16 protein-coding genes and 1 pseudogene are annotated in these 20,541 nt (G+C 60.4%); 13 read left to right on the top strand and 4 right to left on the bottom strand.

From position 1 onward, the window contains the following. Positions 1 to 11 precede the first annotated feature (11 nt). The 5 genes and pseudogenes from prfA (at position 12) to kdsA (ending at position 3,878) form a co-directional block, all read left to right on the top strand. Positions 12 to 1,094 (top strand): peptide chain release factor 1, encoded by a 1,083-nt coding sequence (prfA, locus tag BMF08_RS16775; RefSeq protein WP_072568676.1) that lies wholly within the window; start codon positions 12 to 14, stop codon positions 1,092 to 1,094. After that, positions 1,094 to 1,933 carry a peptide chain release factor N(5)-glutamine methyltransferase gene (gene prmC / locus BMF08_RS16770; RefSeq protein WP_072568675.1) on the top strand — a complete coding sequence of 280 codons (840 nt, stop codon included), beginning with the start codon at positions 1,094 to 1,096 and terminating at the stop codon, positions 1,931 to 1,933. Before prfA ends, prmC begins: the two co-directional genes overlap by 1 nt. Before the next feature lie 62 nt (positions 1,934 to 1,995). Beyond that, positions 1,996 to 2,177: pseudogene (locus BMF08_RS16765) on the top strand (siroheme synthase); the annotation flags it as partial. A gap of 3 nt (positions 2,178 to 2,180) precedes the next feature. Then, positions 2,181 to 2,990 (top strand): invasion regulator SirB1, encoded by an 810-nt coding sequence (sirB1, locus tag BMF08_RS16760; protein WP_072568674.1) that lies wholly within the window; start codon positions 2,181 to 2,183, stop codon positions 2,988 to 2,990. Positions 2,991 to 3,023: 33 nt separating this feature from the next. Continuing rightward, on the top strand, positions 3,024 to 3,878 hold the full coding sequence (gene kdsA / locus BMF08_RS16755) for a 3-deoxy-8-phosphooctulonate synthase (protein ID WP_072568673.1): 855 nt from the start codon (positions 3,024 to 3,026) through the stop codon (positions 3,876 to 3,878). A gap of 162 nt (positions 3,879 to 4,040) precedes the next feature. On the opposite strand, the gene chaA is transcribed toward kdsA, so the two are convergent. After that, positions 4,041 to 5,141, bottom strand: a complete 1,101-nt coding sequence (gene chaA, locus BMF08_RS16750; RefSeq protein ID WP_072568672.1) for a sodium-potassium/proton antiporter ChaA — start codon at positions 5,139 to 5,141, stop codon at positions 4,041 to 4,043. Between the two features lie 275 nt (positions 5,142 to 5,416). Between chaA and chaB the strand changes: the two genes are divergently transcribed. Together chaB and BMF08_RS16740 are read left to right on the top strand one after the other, a co-directional pair. Then, entirely contained in the window at positions 5,417 to 5,647 is a 231-nt protein-coding gene (gene chaB / locus BMF08_RS16745) for a putative cation transport regulator ChaB (protein ID WP_072568671.1), read from the top strand. Between the two features lie 199 nt (positions 5,648 to 5,846). Further along, positions 5,847 to 6,542, top strand: coding sequence for a gamma-glutamylcyclotransferase (locus tag BMF08_RS16740; RefSeq protein WP_072568670.1), 696 nt, complete (start codon positions 5,847 to 5,849; stop codon positions 6,540 to 6,542). A 34-nt stretch (positions 6,543 to 6,576) separates the two neighbouring features. On the opposite strand, the gene BMF08_RS16735 is transcribed toward BMF08_RS16740, so the two are convergent. Next, entirely contained in the window at positions 6,577 to 8,361 is a 1,785-nt protein-coding gene (locus tag BMF08_RS16735) for a methyl-accepting chemotaxis protein (RefSeq protein ID WP_072568669.1), read from the bottom strand. A 107-nt stretch (positions 8,362 to 8,468) separates the two neighbouring features. Beyond that, positions 8,469 to 8,822 carry a DsrE/DsrF/TusD sulfur relay family protein gene (locus BMF08_RS16730; RefSeq protein WP_072568668.1) on the bottom strand — a complete coding sequence of 118 codons (354 nt, stop codon included), beginning with the start codon at positions 8,820 to 8,822 and terminating at the stop codon, positions 8,469 to 8,471. A gap of 66 nt (positions 8,823 to 8,888) precedes the next feature. Here BMF08_RS16730 and nasR point away from each other — a divergent pair, with 66 nt between their 5' ends. From nasR to BMF08_RS16695, 6 genes are all read left to right on the top strand, one after another. After that, a complete protein-coding gene (gene nasR / locus BMF08_RS16725; protein WP_072568667.1) occupies positions 8,889 to 10,070 on the top strand; it encodes a nitrate regulatory protein NasR in 1,182 nt (393 codons plus the stop codon). 319 nt (positions 10,071 to 10,389) lie between these two features. Next, on the top strand, positions 10,390 to 11,649 hold the full coding sequence (locus BMF08_RS16715) for a CmpA/NrtA family ABC transporter substrate-binding protein (protein ID WP_072568665.1): 1,260 nt from the start codon (positions 10,390 to 10,392) through the stop codon (positions 11,647 to 11,649). Between the two features lies 1 nt (position 11,650). Then, positions 11,651 to 12,532 carry a nitrate ABC transporter permease gene (gene ntrB / locus BMF08_RS16710; RefSeq protein WP_072568664.1) on the top strand — a complete coding sequence of 294 codons (882 nt, stop codon included), beginning with the start codon at positions 11,651 to 11,653 and terminating at the stop codon, positions 12,530 to 12,532. 10 nt (positions 12,533 to 12,542) lie between these two features. Then, a complete protein-coding gene (locus BMF08_RS16705; RefSeq protein WP_072568663.1) occupies positions 12,543 to 13,331 on the top strand; it encodes an ABC transporter ATP-binding protein in 789 nt (262 codons plus the stop codon). Positions 13,332 to 13,340: 9 nt separating this feature from the next. Next, on the top strand, positions 13,341 to 17,333 hold the full coding sequence (gene nirB / locus BMF08_RS16700) for a nitrite reductase large subunit NirB (protein ID WP_072568662.1): 3,993 nt from the start codon (positions 13,341 to 13,343) through the stop codon (positions 17,331 to 17,333). Then, the gene (locus BMF08_RS16695; RefSeq protein WP_072568661.1) at positions 17,330 to 19,924 is read left to right on the top strand and encodes a nitrate reductase; all 2,595 of its coding nucleotides are present in this window, start codon (positions 17,330 to 17,332) and stop codon (positions 19,922 to 19,924) included. The genes nirB and BMF08_RS16695 overlap by 4 nt, the downstream gene beginning before the upstream one ends. On the opposite strand, the gene BMF08_RS16690 is transcribed toward BMF08_RS16695, so the two are convergent. Beyond that, a complete protein-coding gene (locus BMF08_RS16690) occupies positions 19,901 to 20,452 on the bottom strand; it encodes a YbhB/YbcL family Raf kinase inhibitor-like protein (RefSeq protein ID WP_072568660.1) in 552 nt (183 codons plus the stop codon). The genes BMF08_RS16695 and BMF08_RS16690 overlap by 24 nt on opposite strands. Between the last annotated feature and the right edge of the window lie 89 nt (positions 20,453 to 20,541).

The following is a 20,541-nucleotide window of genomic DNA, read 5'->3' as shown; positions in this document are numbered from 1 at the left end:
CATTTACGCCTATGAAGCCTTCTATCGTTGCCAAACTGGAAGCCCTGCACGAGCGTCATGAAGAAGTACAGGCGCTGCTGGGCGACGCGGGGACCATTGCCGATCAGGATCGTTTTCGTGCCTTATCGCGCGAATACGCTCAGTTGAGCGATGTCTCACGCTGCTTTACTGACTGGCGACAGGTTCAGGAAGACATGGAAACCGCGCAGCTGATGCTCGAGGATCCGGAAATGCGCGACATGGCGCAGGAAGAACTGCGCGAGCTGAAAGAGAAAACCGAACAACTGGAACAGCATCTGCAGGTGCTGTTGCTGCCGACCGATCCGGATGATGAACGTAACGCCTACCTAGAAGTGCGTGCCGGAACCGGCGGCGATGAAGCCGCGCTCTTTGCCGGCGATCTGTTCCGCATGTACAGCCGTTACGCGGAATCCCGCCGCTGGCGCGTGGAGATCATGAGCGCCAACGAAGGCGAGCATGGCGGTTATAAAGAAATTATCGCCAAAATCAGCGGCGAAGGCGTCTATGGCCGACTGAAATTTGAATCCGGCGGTCATCGCGTACAGCGCGTACCGGCCACCGAATCCCAGGGCCGCATTCACACTTCCGCCTGTACCGTGGCGCTGATGCCGGAATTGCCGGAAGCGGAACTGCCGGACATCAACCCGGCGGATCTGCGTATTGATACCTTCCGCTCCTCCGGCGCGGGCGGTCAGCACGTTAACACCACCGATTCGGCGATCCGTATCACCCACATTCCGACCGGGATCGTGGTGGAGTGCCAGGACGAACGTTCCCAGCACAAAAACAAAGCCAAAGCGCTCTCCGTGCTGGGTTCGCGTATTCGCGCCGCCGAAATCGCCAAACGCCAGCAGGCCGAAGCGTCCACGCGCCGTAACCTGCTGGGCAGCGGCGACCGTAGCGATCGCAACCGCACCTATAACTTCCCGCAGGGCCGCGTAACCGACCACCGCATCAACCTGACGCTCTACCGTCTGGATGAAGTGATGGAAGGAAAACTGGATATGCTGATCGAGCCTATCGTCCAGGAATACCAGGCCGATCAGCTTGCCGCGCTTTCCGAGCAGGACTGATGGATTACCACGCCTGGCTACGCCTTGCCATTGAACAGCTTGCGGGCAGCGACAGCCCGCGGCGCGATGCCGAGATCCTGCTGGGATTTGTCACCGGACGCGCCCGCACTTTTATTCTTGCCTTCGGCGAGACGCTGCTGACGGACGCAGAACAGGCGCAGCTCAGCGAACTGCTGGCGCGCCGCGTGCAGGGCGAGCCGGTGGCGCATCTGGTGGGCGTACGGGAGTTCTGGTCGCTGCCGCTTTTCGTCTCACCCGCCACGCTGATACCCCGTCCGGACACCGAATGTCTGGTGGAACAGGCGCTGGCGCGTCTGCCTGACTCACCCTGTCGTATTCTGGATCTGGGCACCGGCACCGGCGCAATCGCGCTGGCGCTGGCAAGCGAACGCCCGGACTGCGATGTGATTGCCGTCGATATGATGCCCGACGCTGTGGCCCTTGCCCGGCGCAACGCGGAGCATCTGCATATCCGCAACGTCAGTGTGCTGCAAAGCCACTGGTTCAGCGCGCTGGACGGCGAGCGGTTTGCGATGATCGTCAGTAACCCGCCCTACATTGATGAGCAGGATCCGCACCTGTCGCAGGGGGATGTGCGCTTTGAACCGCGCACCGCGCTGGTGGCGGGCGATCAGGGCATGGCGGATCTGGCGTGGATTATCCATCACGCACAATCATTCTTACTACCCGGCGGAACGCTGCTACTGGAGCATGGCTGGCAGCAGGGCGCCGCCGTGCGCGCCTGTTTTGCCGCAGAGGGTTATGCGCAGATCGAAACCTGTCGCGATTATGGCGGTAATGAGCGCATCACGCTTGGCCGGTTAGCGCTACAGGAATAAGCGCGGTGAATGCTTTAACCCGTCTCGGCATGCCTTTTCTCGTCGCTGTTGTCACGATGATGAAAGCGGCATGGCTGACGCAGACGTCATTTGGCGTTATCATCACAGCGTTTTGGGTTTTCTTGCGCAGGGGTAATGTTGCCCTCGCAGCCAGCAGGCCGGGTTTATCGCGCTTCTGCTGGGGCTGGTGGTGCTGTACATCATCATTAAACTCGCCACCACAAAAATACCGTTACTGGGGTAAATGATGAAGTCGTTGGCAGATTTCGAATTTAATAAAGCGCCGTTATGTGACGGGATGATCCTCGTATCGGAGTTGATCCGCGATGATTTCCCCTCACAGTATGTCTACGACGAGCTGGAAGGGCTGGTCAGTCTGGCCCGGGAAGAGATTAGCGAGGCGAAGCCTCAGGACTGGCAACTGGAGAAACTCATCGAGCTGTTTTACGGTGAGTGGGGCTTTCGGGACACGCGCGGCGTCTACCGCCTGTCAGATGCTCTGTGGCTGGATCACGTGCTGAAAAATCGTCAGGGCAGCGCCGTTTCACTGGGCGCCATTTTGCTGTGGGTCGCGGACAGGCTGGATATTCCGCTGATGCCGGTGATCTTCCCGACGCAGTTAATTTTACGCGCCGAATGGATGGACAGCGAAATGTGGCTGATCAATCCGTTCAACGGCGACACGCTGGACGAGCACACCCTCGAAGTGTGGCTCAAGGGTAATATCAGCCCCATTGCGGAACTCTTTAATGAAGATCTGGACGAGGCCGACAACGCCGAAGTGATCCGCAAACTGCTGGATACGCTGAAATCGGCGCTGATGGAAGAGCAGCAAATGGAGCTGGCCCTGCGCGCCAGCGAAGCGCTGTTACAGTTCAATCCCGAAGATCCGTATGAAATTCGCGACCGCGGCCTGATTTATGCCCAGCTCGACTGCGACCATGTCGCGCTCAATGATTTAAGTTATTTTGTAGAACAATGTCCGGAAGATCCGATCAGCGAAATGATCCGCGCGCAGATTAACAACATCGCGCACAAGCAGATCACGCTGCACTGATACCTCCCGATCCAAACCTGATAAGGCGATCCTATGAAACAAAAAGTGGTTAGCATTGGCGATATTAACGTGGCAAACGACCTGCCGTTCGTGCTGTTTGGCGGTATGAACGTGCTGGAGTCACGCGATCTTGCTATGCGTATTTGTGAACACTACGTGACTGTTACGCAGAAAATGGGTATTCCGTACGTGTTCAAGGCCTCTTTTGACAAAGCCAACCGCTCGTCTATTCACTCCTACCGTGGCCCGGGCCTCGAAGAAGGGATGAAAATCTTCCAGGAGCTGAAGCAGACCTTTGGCGTGAAAGTGATCACCGACGTGCACGAAGCCAGCCAGGCGCAGCCGGTATCCGAAGTGGTTGACGTGATCCAACTGCCGGCCTTCCTAGCCCGTCAGACCGACCTGGTGGAAGCCATGGCGAAAACCGGTGCGGTGATCAACGTGAAGAAACCGCAGTTCGTAAGCCCTGGCCAGATGGGCAACATCGTGGATAAATTCCGCGAAGGCGGTAACGAGAAGGTGATCCTGTGCGACCGTGGCGCTAACTTCGGCTACGACAACCTGGTGGTGGACATGCTCGGCTTCAGCGTGATGAAGAAAGTCTCCGGCAACTCCCCGGTGATTTTCGACGTGACCCACGCCCTGCAGTGCCGCGATCCCTTTGGCGCGGCGTCAAGCGGCCGTCGCGGTCAGGTGACCGAGCTGGCACGCGCCGGCATGGCAACGGGGCTTGCGGGTCTGTTTATCGAAGCGCACCCGGACCCGGATAACGCGAAGTGTGACGGCCCGTCCGCACTGCCGCTGGCGAAGCTGGAACAGTTCCTCACCCAGATCAAAGCCATTGACGATCTGGTGAAAAGCTTCCCTGAGCTGGATACCGAGCACTAATTCCTGCCCGACGTCACGCCATCCCGGCGTGACGTTTTCACTTATGTAAGCGTTATTTTGAGTAGGTCAGGTTAGCGCAGCGACACCTGACATAAAACGAACACTTTGCCAGGTTTTGTGCCCGGCGGCGCAAGCTTGCCGGGCCTACACTCCCGTCCGTTGTCAGGCGAATATCGTCATCAGATAGGCGATAAACAGCGCCAGATGCGCCGCGCCGTTCAGCACATTGGTGCGACCGGTCGAGAATGACAGCTGACACAGCAACAGCGCGGACAGCATAACAATCATCTCCGGCCCGCCCAGGCTGAACACCAGATCGTTACCCGTCGCCCAGGCGATCAGCGTCACTACTGGTACGGTCAGAGAAATGGTCGCCAGCACCGAACCAAAGAACAGGTTCATCGCACGCTGCACCTGATTATTCAGCACCGCGCGCAGCGCGCCCAGGCCTTCCGGCGAGAGGATCAGCAGCGCCACCAGGAAACCGGTAAAGGCGACAGGGGCGTTAAGCTCCGTCAGCAGCGTTTCCAGCGGATTCGCGTTCATTTTGGTGACGGCGATAACCGCAACCAGATGAATAATCAGCCACAGCGCGTGCCACAGATTACTGTGCGCGGAGGGCTTGCCGTGGTGCGGATCGTCATCATCGCCATCATCTTCATGCTCGTAAACAAACAGGCTCTGGTGCGTTTTGGTCTGGATCAGCAGGAAAACGCCGTACATGGCGGCGGAAATCAGCGCGACCAGCAGGGCTTGCGAGGTGCTGAAATTACCGCCCGGCAGCGCCATGGGGAAGACCAGCACAATCACCGCCAGCGGGAAGAGGGCGATCAGATACTGTTTAATGCCAAACAGATTCATATACTGGGTGGCGAATTTCTGACCACCCAGCAGCAGTGAAAAGCCCACCAGACCGCCGGTCACAATCATAATGATGGAATAGAGCGTATCGCGCATCAGCGTCGGCGCGGCATCGCCGGTCGCCATCAGGGCGGAAATAAGGCTCACTTCGAGAATAACGACGGAAAGACTTAAAATTAATGAACCGTAAGGCTCGCCGAGGCGGTGTGCCAGAACATCGGCATGGCGTACCACACTAAATGCGCTGCTTAATATCCCGACCAGCGCCAGCAGGTTGATACCAATGACCACTGGCAGTGACTGGCTGCTTCCCCACAGCAGCAGCACTGCCAGGGCCACTACCGGGAAAATGAGGGAGGTCTCCTTGTGGCGGGTTTTAACCGCCTCGATCGTTGTCGGCATTATCCATCTCCGTGTTTGCAGGTGCGTAATAAGTTTAGTTTGAAAATTCAGCAGACCGGTAAAATAACAGATCCTGTTAATAAGCGGTGTTATGTTTACCTAATTTTACGGGAAAATCATATTATCAATATGAAGTGGCTATATTTATAAGATATTATATTTATACCCATTAATAACAGTTATTTATATCGTTTGATTTTCAAAAATACCTCTGCGCTGGCAGCAATGCCGGTTGTCGTCCACACTTAGGTTTTATCCCTGACTGAGGACTTATCATGCCGTTTAAATCCCGAACCGACTTACCGGACAGCGTACAACATGTGCTACCTGCCCATGCGCAGGATATCTATAAAGAAGCCTTCAACAGCGCCTGGGATCAGTACAAAGATAAAGAGGATCGCAAGGGCGATGCCAGCCGTGAAGAGACCGCCCACAAAGTGGCGTGGGCAGCGGTGAAACATGACTATGAAAAGGGTGATGACGACAAATGGCACAAAAGGAAATAATCAGCTGAAATAAATACGCTTTAGATTTTCCTCCACCGCCCGATAACAATAAGTGAGCCGCTTACGCCTGCGTCTGGCTTGCAAGCGGCCCGTGAATTGCATATCGTCGTAGCGGGTTGCTTTCTTAAAAAGCACCAAAAAAGCCTGGAAGGCGTCAAAAAAGTAGTCGCATGGATGCACGCAGTGGTGGAGGTAAACGATGTTAACGCGTGATTTTTTGATGAAGGCCGACTGTAAAACGGCTTTTGGCGAGATAGAAGAATCCCTGCTCTGGTCAGCAGAACAGCGGGCAGCCTCGCTGGCGGCGACCCTGGCCTGCCGCCCGGACGATGGCCCGGTGTGGATTTTTGGCTATGGCTCCCTGATGTGGAACCCGGCGCTGGAATATACCGAATCCTGTACCGGCACCCTGGTTGGCTGGCATCGTGCCTTTTGCCTGCGCCTGACCGCCGGACGGGGCAGCGCCTGCCAGCCGGGTCGCATGCTTGCCCTGAAAGAGGGCGGACGCACCACGGGCGTGGCCTACCGGCTCGCCGATGACACCCTGCACGACGAACTTTCGCTGCTGTGGAAGCGCGAGATGATCACCGGCTGCTATCTGCCGAGCTGGTGCAAACTCACCCTCGACGATGGCCGTACCATTAACGCGCTGGTCTTTATTATGGATCCGCGACATGCGCTTTATGAATCCGATACCCGCGCCCAGGTGATCGCCCCGCTGATTGCCGCCGCCAGCGGCCCGCTCGGCACCAACGCGCAGTATCTTTTCTCGCTGGAGCAGGAGCTGATTAAGCTCGGCATGCACGACGACTGCTTAAACGATCTGGTGGGTAAAGTACGCCGCTTATTATGCGACGAAAAACCCGGCCCGGAGATGCAGCCAGGTTTTGCCTGACAGGACCGGCAGCGCACGCCGCGCTGCCGTAGACTCAGATGCGGAAGTGCCCGGCGGTTTCCGCCAGCTCCGCTGCCTGCAATTGCAGCGCATCCGCCGCTGCCGCAGATTCCACTACCAGCTCAGCGTTCTGCTGCACCATGCGGTCAAGGTCGATCACCGCGTGGTTAATTTCCTGAATGCCTTTCATCTGCTCGCTGGTGGCGACGGTGATTTCACGCATGATCACCGATACGCTGTCGATGCCCGATACAATATCCCCCATGCTTTCCCCTGCCAGCCGCACATAACGTGAGCCGGTCGACACGCTCTGGGTGGTGGATTCGATCAGCGATTTGATCTCCTTCGCCGCCTGCGCGCTGCGGCTGGCAAGGGTTCGCACTTCCCCGGCCACCACGGCGAAACCGCGGCCCTGTTCCCCGGCCCGCGCCGCTTCCACCGCGGCGTTCAGCGCCAGAATATTGGTCTGGAAGGCGATGCCGTCGATGACGCTGGTGATGTCGCCGATTTTGGACGATGCCTCTTCAATAGACTGCATGGTGGTGATCGCCTGTTTCACCACGTCGCCACCGCGTGATGCGGCTTCAGAGGCGGCCTGCGCCTGGGTATTGGCCAGGGCGGCGGAATCGGTGGACTGGCCCACCGAGGCGGTGATCTGCTCGATGGCGCTGGCAGTGCCGCGCAGACTGGAGGCGGCCTGTTCAGTACGTCCGGAGAGATCCTGGTTACCGGCGGCGATCTCCCGGGCGGCGAATTTCACCGAGGTACTGGAATCCCGCAGTTTGACCATCACCACCGCCAGCTTATCGCTGAAGGCGTTAAAGGCACGGGCGATCTCCGCCACCTCATCGTTGCCGTTTTCCGGCAGACGCTGGGACAGATCGTCGGTGCCGTTGCTGATGGCGTGCATCGCATCGCGGATGGTGACCAGGCGTTTAAGCAGGGTCGCCACCAGCCAGTGCATCACCGCGCCGCCAGTAAGCACCAGCACGACAAGCGACAGCGCCGAAGCTTTAAGCTGGGCGCTCAGTCCGCTGGTGGCATCATTGTCATCCAGCGCCACCACCAGCAGCCACTGTGTGCCTTTCACCGGCGAGGCGAGCAGGGTTTTGTCGGCACCGGCCAGCGTGCCGTCTTCAGCGTGACCCGCTTTAAGGGCGCTGAATTCCACGCCCTGGATGGCGTCGCTGAAGGGTTTTAAGGTCAGCGCGGGGTCGCTGGCGGCGATCACCGTGCCGTCGCTGTCCAGCAGCAGGCCGCTGCTTTGCGGCGTGGGCTGAATACCCTGTACGTTCGCCACCACGCTGTCCATGGTCACATCACCGGCCACCACCGCCGTCAGCGTACCGTTCACTTTCACCGGCACCGCAAAGGTCACCACCAACTTACCGGTGCCCGCGTCCACATAGGGCGCGGTGACCACTGGCGCATCGGCTTTCAGCACCTGCTGATACCAGGGGCGGATAGTGGGATCGTAATCTGCGGGCACGCCGGTGGGATCGGAGAATTTGGCGGTTTTCGCCGCATTGCCGACATAAACGTTAGTAAAACCGCCCGCCTGAGCGATCTGTTTGAAGACCGGCACCGGATCGTCCTGCACCGCCACGCTCTGTAACGAGGCGATCATCGTCATCTTGCTGTTCACCCAGTCGGCGATTGCCAGACTGTGGCTGTTACTCGTGCTGGTTAAAATATCCTGCCGGGTCTGCTGGTTGTCCTGACGGGCCACCTGATAATTAATAATAGTGTTAAGAAGCAAAGCGATAGCCAGACAGCCTGCTGTCGCCACAATAATGCGCGCGCGAATGGACCTGATCATGATGTTGTACCTGCTGTGTTGTTATAAAAAAGCTATCGGCAACGCAGCAGGCAAACTTGATGCCCGTATGACATCTATAAGAAATATATATTAAAGCAGCGTGATTATTAAAAAGTCAGCACTTTGTCTGCCGCCAGCGTCCACTGCGCCAGCTCCACCAGGGTGCCGATTTCCACACCCTCTACCAGCGGCAACGCGCTGATGCCGCGTCCATCGGTGCAGGTTTTGCACAGCTTCACCGGCACGTTTTGCGCGGTGAGGATCTCCAGCATCTGCTGAATGTTATAGCCTTCGGCAGGACGCTGGCCGCGCAGCCCGGCGGTGACGGCATCGGACATTAAAAACAGCCGCAGTTCGGGGGCAGGATCCTGCTCACGCAGGGCGATAGCCAGACGCAGACTGTTAAACAGGGATTCACTGCCGTACGCCGCGCCGCTGGCGACGATCACTATCTTTTGCATTTTCACTCCTTCGACAAGGCATGATTATTGCTTTATTCAGCGGACACATTGACCGGGAGAATAAGCATGACCATAAATGCTGACCGCGCGAACAGCGCCATCGACTGGTTTCGTTACGCGCGCCAGATCCAGAAACAACAACTCCGCCAGCTGGCGCAGTCGGGTGAGCTGGCAAGCAGGATCTGCCATCTGGTGCATATGCTACAGTGCGAACGCGGCGCTTCCAACATCTGGCTCTGTTCGCAGGGGCGATTGTATGAAGCCGAGTGTCGCGCCAGCCGCGCGCTGGTGGATGAACAACGGCAGGCGCTGCTGCCGCTGCTGCGTTTTGACCAGCCGCTGAACAGCAGCGCCCTGTGCCAGCGTATCGCCTCCGCGCTCTGGGGGCTGGAACAGCTGCCTGAATTACGTCAGCGCGTGCACGAACAACGAACAGAAGCAGCGGAAGCCATGGAACAGTTCAGTGCCACCATCCGTCATCTGTTAAGTATTGTGCCGCAGCTGAACGACACCCTCGACGATCCGCGCATTGTGCAGCCGCTGGTGGCGCTCTACAGCCTGATGCAGGGTAAAGAGCTGGCGGGGCAGGAGCGGGCGCTGGGGGCGCTTGGTTTTACCCTCGGTCATTTCAGCGACGCCCTGCGCCAGCGGCTGGTGGATCGCATCGACGGTCAGCAGCCCTGTTTTGATACTTTCCTTTCGCTCACCACCGGCGAACTGAGCGACATTTTTCACGCCCGCTGCGGGGCGACGCTGGAGATCGAACAGCTGCGTCGTCTGGCCTGTACCCGTCAGCCGCCGCAGGATCAGGGGGAAAACGCGCTGCGCTGGTTTGTGCTGCACACGCAGCGGCTGGAACAGCTACGCGCGCTGGAAGAATCACTGATCGACGCCCTGATGCATACCGTGGCGACCTTACTGGCGGAAGAGGATCAGGCCCCGCCGCTAAGCGCCGCCTTTCTTGAACCCGCCGGGGAGGGGCTGTCGCTGTGCTCTGATCATCAGCTGTTGCCGCTGGTGCGCCAGCAGGCGCGCGAACTGGATCAGCTCACTACGCAGCTGGCGTCGCTGAAAGCCTCCCTCGACGAGCGCAAGGTGATCGACAGCGCCAAGCACGTGCTGATGACACACCAGAATATGACCGAAGAGCAGGCATGGCAGTGCCTGCGCAAAATGGCGATGGACAAAAACCAGCGCATGGTGGAGATCGCCCGGGCGCTGTTAACGGTGAAAAATCTCTGGCAGTAATCCAAAAGGAGTAGTTGCACGGTTTACGGGCAAAAGATGCACATGCCCGGTGCGCGGGATTCAGTGTAGGCCGGGTAAGCGCAGCGCCACCCGGCAACAGACATCGTGCCGTCCGTCCCGCCCGGCGGCGCAGGCTTGCCGGGCCTACGATCTGCGGAGACGGCCGGGGTGAGGGGTTGAAACCTGGCATCCCCTTTGCATTACTCCTGTCACAACATACTGAACCGGCCCGCCAATGGCGGCAGGCAGGTTTTGAGGATAAAGGCGTCCTGCGGTGCGAAAGCACTGCCGGGCGCTTTTTTTTGCTTCAGGAGTGGTGATGGCTGATTCAACCTTTTCTCTTTCCCGCCGACGCCTGTTACAGGCCACCGCCGTTATGGGCGGCAGCCTGTTGTTACCGGGCGTGATGCAGGCGGCTTATGCGGCAGGCTCTGACAAGCCGGAGCAGCAGATCGTGCGCGTCGGTTTTATCCCGCTTACCGACTGCGCGCCGCTGGTGATCGCCGCCCTTAAAGGCTTCGATAAAAAATATGGCATCACCCTTGTACCAACCAAAGAAGCCAGTTGGGCGGCGGTGCGCGACAAACTTACTTCCGGCGAGCTGGATGCGGCGCACGTGCTGTACGGGCTGCTTTACGGGCTGGAGATGGGCATCGGCCCCAAACCCCAGGCGATGGCGAACCTGATGACGCTGAACCAGAACGGCCAGGCGATCACCCTGTCGGCGGAGTTGCAGGAGAAAGGCATTCGTGATGCCGCCGGACTGAAAACCCTGATCGGCCAGAGCGCGCCAGGCAGCTACACCTTCGCACACACCTTTCCGACCGGCACCCATGCCATGTGGCTCTACTACTGGCTGGCTAACGCCGGGATCAACCCCTTTGACGATATCCGCACCGTGGTGGTGCCGCCGCCGCAGATGGTGATGAACATGCGTATCGGCAATATGGTCGGGTTTTGCGTCGGCGAGCCGTGGAACACCCGCGCCATTAACGATCGCATCGGCTTTACCGCAGCGACCTCGCAGGAGATCTGGCCCGATCATCCGGAAAAAATCCTCGGCACCCGCCGCGCCTGGGTGGAGCAGAATCCGCACACCGCGCGGGCGCTGGTGGCGGCGGTGCTGGAGGCCGCCCGCTGGATCGACGCCTCGGCGGAAAACAAACGCGAAACCGCGCGCATTCTTGCCCGTCGCGCCTGGCTTAATACCAAAGAACAGTTTCTTACCGGCCGTCTGCTGGGGGAGTACGACAACGGCGCAGGCCGCCGCTGGCAGGACGCCCACGCCATCCGTTTCTTCAATGAGGGACAGGTTAACTATCCGTGGCACTCCGACGGCATGTGGTTCCTGACCCAGTTCAGACGCTGGGGACTGCTTAAAACCGCACCGGACTATGCCGCCATCGCGGCTCGCATCAACCGCACCGACATCTTCAGCGATGCCGCCGCCCAGGTCGGGGGGATTTCGCTGCCTTCTTCACCGCTGCGCGCCAGCACGCTTATTGACGGCACCGTCTGGAACGGCACCGATCCGGAAGGGTACGCCAGCCGTTTTGCCATTCAACGTAAAGGGGCATGACATGACACTTGCACAGAAAAAAATCACCGTTAAGCCGGAAACCACCCAGGGCGAAGTGATCGTCCTGCCGCCGGTGCAGGTGCGCCGCCGCACGCCGCGCCTGAATCGCCATCTGCGCGATGTTGCGCAGCGTATTATCCCCGCGCTGCTCGGTCTGGGACTGCTGGTGGTCGCCTGGCAGCTGGCCGCCATTAACAGCAAAGGCTTCCCGACGCCGCTCTCCACCCTGGATTCCGCCCTGACATTGTTTGCCGATCCCTTTTACAACGACGGGCCTAACGACATGGGCATCGGCTGGAACGTGCTGGCCTCCCTGCAGCGCGTGGCGATAGGTTTCGGGCTGGCGGCGCTGGTGGGGATCCCGCTCGGCTTTTTGATTGGCCGCTTTGTCTTTTTCTCGCGCATGTTCACACCGCTGATCGCGCTGCTGCGTCCGGTCAGCCCGCTGGCCTGGCTGCCGATTGGCCTGCTGCTGTTTCAGAAAGCCGAGCCCGCCTCCAGCTGGACCATTTTTATCTGCTCCATCTGGCCGATGGTGATCAACACCGCCGAAGGGGTGAAGCGCATTCCTGCGGACTACCTCAACGTCGCCCGCGTGTTACAGCTTTCTGAATGGACGGTGCTGCGCCGCATTCTGTTCCCGGCGGTACTGCCCGCGGTGCTCACCGGCGTGCGGCTGTCCATTGGCATCGCCTGGCTGGTGATTGTGGCTGCCGAAATGCTCACCGGCGGCGCAGGTATCGGCTTCTGGATCTGGAACGAGTGGAACAACCTCAACGTGGAAAACATTCTCATCGCCATCGTCATCATCGGCGTCGTAGGTCTGCTGCTGGAGCAGGGACTGATGCTCATCGCCCGCCGTTTCAGCTGGCAGGATAAATAAGGAGTCGCGTATGAAACCCATTATTCAGGTGCAGGCCGTCAGCCAGCGTTTCGCCACCGCCAGCGGTGAATTCCTCGCGCTGCAAAACGTCTCTTTTGATATTCACGAAGGGGAGACCGTCAGTCTGATTGGTCACTCCGGCTGCGGCAAATCGACGCTGCTCAATTTGATCGCCGGCATTACGCTGCCCACAGAGGGCGGGCTGATCTGCGATAACCGCGAAATCGCCGGCCCCGGCCCGGAACGCGCGGTGGTGTTCCAGAACCACTCGCTGCTGCCGTGGCTGACCTGCTTTGACAACGTGGCGCTGGCTGTGGATCAGGTGTTTCGCCGCACCATGAGCAAAGCCGAGCGCCGCGAGTGGATCGAGCACAACCTTGAGCGCGTGCAGATGGGCCATGCGCTGCACAAGCGCCCGGATGAGGTGTCCGGCGGCATGAAGCAGCGCGTCGGCATTGCCCGTGCGCTGGCGATGAAGCCAAAAGTGCTGCTGATGGATGAACCCTTCGGCGCACTGGATGCGCTGACCCGCGCCCATTTGCAGGACACCGTGATGCAGATCCAGCAGTCGCTGAATACCACCATCGTGCTGATCACTCACGATGTGGATGAAGCGGTACTGCTCTCGGATCGCGTGATGATGATGACCAACGGCCCGGCGGCGACGGTGGGGGAAGTGCTGGCGGTAAACCTGCCGCGTCCGCGACACCGCGTGGCGCTGGCGGAAGACAGCCGCTACCACCACCTGCGTCAGCAAATCCTGCATTTCCTCTACGAAAAACAGCCGAAAGCGGCGTAAGGGGCAGCGATGATGCGGCAACTGATCATTATCGGCAACGGTATGGCGGCGACCCGGCTGGCGCAGGCGCTTATCAGCCGCGATGCGACGCGCTTTGCCATCACCCTTATCGGCGACGAGCCTTGCGCGGCCTATAACCGCATTCAGCTTTCCCCCGTGCTGAGCGGGGAAAAGCCTTTTGCCAATACGCGGCTGCTGCCTGAGGACTGGTACGACGCGAACCGCATTACCGTGCTCTACGGCGAACGGGTGCTGGCGGTGGATCATGCAGCGCGAACGCTACAAACCGATCAGCGCCAGCTCTCCTGGGACGAACTGGTGTTTGCCACCGGATCGCTGCCCTTTATTCCACCCATTCCCGGTCATGCGCAGCCGCACGTTTTTGCATTTCGCACGCTGGCGGATGTCAACGCCATGCTGGCAACGCGCGGGCCGGTGGTGGTGCTCGGGGGCGGCGTGCTGGGCGTGGAGGCAGCGGCGGCCTTTGCCCGCCGTGGTGACAGTGTCACGCTGGTGCACCGCGCCGATCGCCTGATGGAGCAGCAGCTGGATCTCCGGGCAGGGGATCTGCTGGCGGCACACCTGCGGGCGCGCGGTATCACCTGCGAACTGAACAGCGGTATCACGGACATCGGGCAGGAGGCCGTCACGCTGACCGACGGGCGCACCGTTCCGGCGTCGCGCGTGGTCATCGCCACCGGCGTGAAACCCAACGCGTCGCTGGCGCAGGCCAGCGGCATCCCGTGCCGGCGCGGTATTGTGGTGGATCGTCAGCTGCGCACCACTATGAGCGGTATCAGCGCCCTCGGCGAATGTTGCGAAATCGACGGCCAGACCTGGGGACTGGTGGCCCCCTGTCTGCAACAGGCCGACGTGCTGGCGGCCCGTCTGTGCGACCAGCCCGGCGACGATTTTCACTGGCACGACAGCGGCACGCGTTTAAAAGTCACCGGCATCGATCTGTTCAGCGCCGGTCAGGTAAACGCCGACGCCGGGGATCAAACCTGGCACAGCTTCGATCCGCTGTCCGGGCATTACCGCCGTCTGCTGATCCGCGACGGCAGGCTCGCGGGCGTGCTGCTGATGGGCGACTGTCGGAGCGCGTCCACCCTTACCGAACTGCTCGCCACCCCGCAACCCGCCAGTGCTGACTGGCTCTTTGACCGTTTCGCAACCCGGCCACAGGCTGAAGGACATAAGACAATGACAAAACCAACGCTGGTAGTGGCAGGACACGGCATGGTCGGCCACCATTTTTTAGAACAGTGCGTCAGCCGCGATCTGCATCTGGCGTATCAGATCGTGGTGCTGTGTGAGGAGCGTTACGCCGCTTACGATCGTGTGCATCTGTCAGAATACTTTTCCGGGCGCAGCGCGGGATCCCTGTCGCTGGTGGAGGACGATTTCTTCGCCCGCTACGGCATCGAATTGCGTTTGTGCTGCCGGGTGGCGGAAATCGACCGCGATCTGCGCGTGGTGCGCGATACCGCCGGGCATGAAACCCATTTCGACAAGCTGGTGCTGGCCACCGGCTCGTATCCTTTTGTACCGCCAGTGCCGGGGCGCGATCTGCCGGGCTGCTTTGTCTATCGCACCCTTGACGATCTGGACCGTATCCGCGAAAGCGCCGCCACCGCCACACGCGGCGTGGTGATCGGCGGTGGTCTGCTGGGGCTGGAAGCGGCGAATGCCTTAAAACAGCTTGGCCTGGAAACCCATGTCGTGGAGTTCGCCCCCAGCCTGATGGCGGTGCAGCTGGACGCTCCGGGCGCGGAGATGCTGCGCAGGAAAATCACTGCGCTGGGCGTCGGCGTGCACACCAGTAAATCCACCACCGCCATTGTCGAAACCGACAGCGGCATGGCGTTACAGTTCGCCGACGGCGGAACGCTGGACACCGATATGGTGGTGTTCTCCGCAGGCATCCGTCCGCAGGATGCGCTGGCGCGGGGCTGCGATCTCACCATCGGCGAGCGCGGCGGCATTTGCATCGACGACGCCTGCCGCACCAGCGATGACGACATTTTCGCCATCGGCGAATGCGCCCTGTGGGAGGGCAAAATCTACGGTCTGGTTGCGCCGGGCTATCAGATGGCGAGGGTGGCCGCCGCTCAGCTGGCCGGGGAAAACGCGATCTTTACCGGTGCAGACATGAGCACCAAACTCAAGCTGCTGGGGGTGGACGTGGCGTCCTTTGGCGATGCGCAGGGGCGCACGCCGAAGTGCCTCAGCTACCAGTGGACCGACGGCCCGCACCAGACCTACAAAAAGATCGTCATCAGCCAGGACAGCAAAAAGCTGCTCGGCGGCGTGCTGGTGGGCGATGCCAGCGACTACGCCACGCTGTTACAGATGATGCTTAACGATCTGCCGCTGCCCGCGCAGCCGGAAAGCCTGATTTTACCGCAGCTGGCAGGCAGCCCGGCGAAAGGCCTCGGCGTGGCAGCGCTGCCGGAGAGCGCGCAGATCTGCTCCTGCCATAACGTCAGCAAGGCAGACATCTGCCAGGCGGTCAGCGCCGGGGCGTCTGATATGGGGGCAATCAAAAGCTGCACCAAAGCGGCGACCGGCTGCGGCGGCTGTAGCGCGCTGGTGAAGCAGGTGATGGAATTTCAGCTCGCCGCCCAGGGCGTGGAGGTGAAAAAAGACATCTGCGAACACTTTGCTTATTCCCGGCAGGAGATTTACCACCTGGTACGCGTCAACCATATCCACACCTTTGATCAGCTGATTTCCCGCTACGGTCAGGGGCAGGGCTGCGAGATCTGCAAACCGCTGGTCGGCTCGGTGCTGGCGTCCTGCTGGAACGATTATCTGCGCAAACCTGCCCATCTGCCGTTGCAGGACACTAACGACCGCTTCTTTGCCAACATCCAGAAAGACGGCACCTATTCCGTGGTGCCGCGCATGCCCGCCGGGGAGGTCACTGCCGACGGGCTGATTGCCGTCGGGCAGATCGCCAAAAAATACCAGCTGTACAGCAAAGTCACCGGCGGACAGCGTATCGATCTGTTTGGCGCGCAGCTCGATCAACTGCCTGACATCTGGCGGGAACTGGCGGACGCCGGTTTTGAAACCGGGCACGCCTACGGCAAATCTCTGCGTACGGTGAAATCCTGCGTCGGCTCCACCTGGTGCCGTTACGGCGTGCAGGATTCCACCGGGCTGGCGGTGACGCTGGAGCACCGCTACAAGGGCCTGCGCGCGCCGCACAAAATCAAAATGGCGGTGTCGGGCTGTACCCGGGAATGCGCCGAAGCGCAGAGTAAAGACATCGGGGTCATCGCCACCGAAAAGGGCTGGAACCTGTATGTCTGTGGTAATGGCGGCATGAAGCCGCGCCACGCGGATCTCTTTGCCAGCGATATGGATGAAGCCGCGCTGATCCGTACCGTCGATCGTCTGCTGATGTTCTACATTCGCACCGCCGACCGTTTACAGCGCACCAGCGTATGGATGGATAACCTGGAGGGCGGCATCGACTATCTGCGTGAGGTGATCCTGGAGGATTCGCTGGGACTGGGGGCAGAACTGGAGCAGGAGATGGCGCGTATCGTGGAAACCTACCAGTGCGAGTGGCAGACCACGCTTAACGATCCCCAACAGCTGGCGCAGTTTAAAACGTCCATTAATGGCGATGCTCAGGCCCTCGGCAAACCCTGGCAGGCAATTTGCGGCGTCGAGGAAATCCCGGAGCAGGCAGGGATCGGCGCGCGTATCGGCGAGCGGCAGATCGCGCTGTTCCGCTGCGGGCACTCGGTGTATGCGCTGGACGATCTGGAGCCGGGCAGCGAGGCGAACGTCCTGTCACGCGGTCTGATCGGTGACGCAGCGGGTGAGCCGATTGTCATTTCGCCGCTCTACAAACAGCGCATTCGTCTGCGGGACGGGCGTGCGCCGGACAACGGCGAGCCGCTGGTTCGCGCCTGGCCGGTAAAAATTGAAAACGGCAAAGTGTGGGTGGGCAATCAGGCCCTGCTGCTGCGCGCGGAGGCATCATGACGGAAACCCGGACAACCTGCCCGTACTGCGGCGTCGGCTGCGGCGTCATTGCCCGCGTGGATCAGGGCGAGGTCAGCGTGCGCGGCGATGAAAACCATCCGGCAAATGTCGGGCGGCTGTGTGTTAAAGGCGCGGCGCTGGGGGAAACCACCGGCCTTGCGGGACGGTTGCTGCACCCGCAGGTGGACGGCGAGCGCTGCGACTGGGAGCAGGCGCTGGCCACGGCGGGCGATCGCCTGCGCAGCATTATTGATGAATTCGGCCCGCAGGCGGTGGCGTTTTACGCCTCCGGCCAGCTGCTGACCGAGGATTATTACGCCGCCAACAAACTGATGAAGGGCTTTATCGGCGCGGCAAATATCGACACCAATTCGCGACTGTGCATGTCCTCGGCGGTGACCGGCTATAAACGGGCGTTCGGCGCGGATGTGGTGCCGTGCAGCTATCTGGATGTGGAGCAGAGCGATCTGGTGGTGCTGGTGGGATCCAACGCCGCCTGGGCGCACCCGGTGCTTTATCAGCGGCTGGCGCAGGCGAAACGTGAACGCCCGCAGATGAAAATTGTGGTCATCGATCCGCGCCGCACCGCCACCTGCGACATCGCCGACCTGCACCTGGCGCTGGCGCCCGGCAGCGATGGCGGGCTGTTTGTCGGCCTGCTGCACGCCATTATGCAGCGCGGCGGCGAGGCAGGGGCGTTTGATGAGGGGGAACAGGCAGCTGCCGTGGCCGCTGACTGGCCGCCGGAACGGGTGGCGCAGTTTTGCGAGCTGCCGCTTATGGAGGTCAATACCTTTTTTGACTGGTTTATCTCCGCGCCGCGCGCCATCACGCTTTACACCATGGGGATTAACCAGTCCGCCAGCGGCAGCGACAAATGCAACGCCATCATTAACGTGCATCTGGCGAGCGGTAAAATACACCGCCCGGGCTGCGGGCCGTTTTCGCTGACCGGTCAGCCGAATGCCATGGGCGGGCGCGAGGTGGGCGGGCTGGCGACGCAACTGGCGGCGCACATGAATTTTGAACCTGAGGATCTGGCCCGCGTGGCGCGCTTCTGGGGTACGGAGCGGCTGGCGCAGACGCCGGGGCTGATGGCGGTAGAGCTGTTTGAGGCCATCGGACGTGGCGAGGTGAAAGCGGTATGGATCATGGGTACTAATCCGGCGGTATCGCTGCCGGACAGTCTCGCGGTCTGCCAGGCGCTGGCGACATGCCCGCTGGTCATCGTCTCGGAGGTGGCGGCGGATACCGACACCAGCCGCTTTGCGCATATCCGGTTTCCGGCGCAGGCGTGGGGTGAAAAAAACGGCACTGTGACCAACTCCGAGCGGCGCATTTCGCGTCAGCGGGCGTTTTTGCCGTCGCCCGGCGAGGCGCGCCCCGACTGGTGGATCGTCGCGCAAATTGCCCGGCAACTGGGCTACGGCGAGGCTTTTGCCTGGCAGCACGTCCATGAGGTGTTCAGCGAGCATGCCGCGCTCTCCGGCTATGAAAACAACGGCAGGCGGGCGTTTGATATCAGTCCGCTGGCAAACCTCACCCGTGAACAATGGGATGAGATGACGCCGGTGCAGTGGCCGGTGGGAAAACCCCTCGATCTGACCCGGGGCTGGCGCGACAGCGGGCGGTTGCGTATGTTGCCGGTATTGCCGGAACGCCCCCGCGCCCGGCCCGACGCGCGCTATCCTTTCATCCTCAACAGCGGTCGCATTCGCGATCAGTGGCACACCATGACCCGCACCGGCACGGTGGCGCGGCTGATGCAGCACATCGCCGAACCGCGGGTGGAGATCGCGCCCTCAGACGCGGCACTGCATGGCGTTCAAACCGGCGATCTGCTGCGCATCAGTTCCCCACGGGGCCTGATGGTGGCGCGGGCTTTCGTCAGCGAGGCGCAGCGCCCTAGATCATTATTTGTCCCCATGCACTGGAACGCGGTGTTCGCCCGCCAGGGCAAGGTCAATACGCTGGTCGCGCCGGTATGCTGTCCGCAGTCGGGGCAACCGGAAAGCAAACAGACCGCCGTGCGTATCAGTGTCTGGCAACCCGCCTGGCAGGGGGAGCTGTTCGGTCGTGACAACGTCACTCTACCGCCGTCGGTGCACTGGCTGCGTAAGGCCGCGTCGGTGACGCACTATACGCTGGCAGGCGATAAACCGGCGCAGCCGTGGCTGATGGCATTTTGCGAGGCGCAGGGCTGGCAATTACAACAGGCGCAGGCCGGAACCGCGTGGCATCTGCTTGCCTGGCACAACGGGGAGTTAATGCTTGCCTTCTGGAGCGATCGTCATCTGCCGGAAACAGACAGCGCGCGGGTGGAAGCGGCCTTTGCCCGTGCCCCCGCGACCGCGTTTGAACGACATGCGCTGTTAAGCGGTCAGGCGGCGGACGAGCAGACAGCGCCGGGCCGCACCGTGTGCAGTTGTTACGGCGTGGGGGAAAATACCCTTCAGGAGGCGATCCGCAACGGCTGCCATTCCGTCGCCTCGCTCGGCAGAACGTTGCGCTGCGGCACCAATTGCGGATCCTGTATTCCTGAACTTAACGCTCTGCTGGCGAGGGCGTTACTGCCCGAAGCGGCCGATTAACCCGGCGGCGCCCAGCGCTTTACCTTTCAGTTTTTCCAGCAACTCCTCGCGGGTTAAACCGGCAGGCAGATCGGGCGCCTGTTCGGTGGCGATCAGCGTAAAGGTATAATGGTGTGCGCCTGTGCCCGGCGGCGGGCAGGGCCCATGCCATTTATCGGTGCCGGGGGTATTTTTTCCGCCAGTAAAGTTTTTGCCGTCCCGCAGATCGTTGGCGGCAAGGCCGGTAGCAGACGGCGAAATGTTATAGGCCACCAGGTGGGTGACGCCTAAACCCTTCGCGCCTTCCGGATCGTGGACGATCAGCGCAAAGCTTTTGGTATTGGCCGGCGGGTTACTCCAGATCAGCGCCGGTGATTCGTTATCGCCGGTGCAGTTAGGATTATTGTCAGCCTTACCGGCGAAGCGTTTTTCCAGTAAGGCGTTATCCCCAAAGGCGGGGGATTGCAGCATAAAGAGTTCGCTGGCGCTGGCGGCGGCACCATAAAACATCAACGAACTCCATAAAGCCCATTTCAGCGTTTTATTCATGACCAGATCTCGTGCATAAGCGGTTCTATAACTGTAGTCCTGACGAAGCGGGAGCGATTAAGGATTTTCCTGGAATTTGTCAGAAAGCT

Origin of the sequence: Enterobacter sp. SA187 (assembly GCF_001888805.2) — a bacterium.
Classification (GTDB): domain Bacteria; phylum Pseudomonadota; class Gammaproteobacteria; order Enterobacterales; family Enterobacteriaceae; genus Enterobacter_D.
This window is presented reverse-complemented; position numbering and strand designations above follow the sequence as displayed.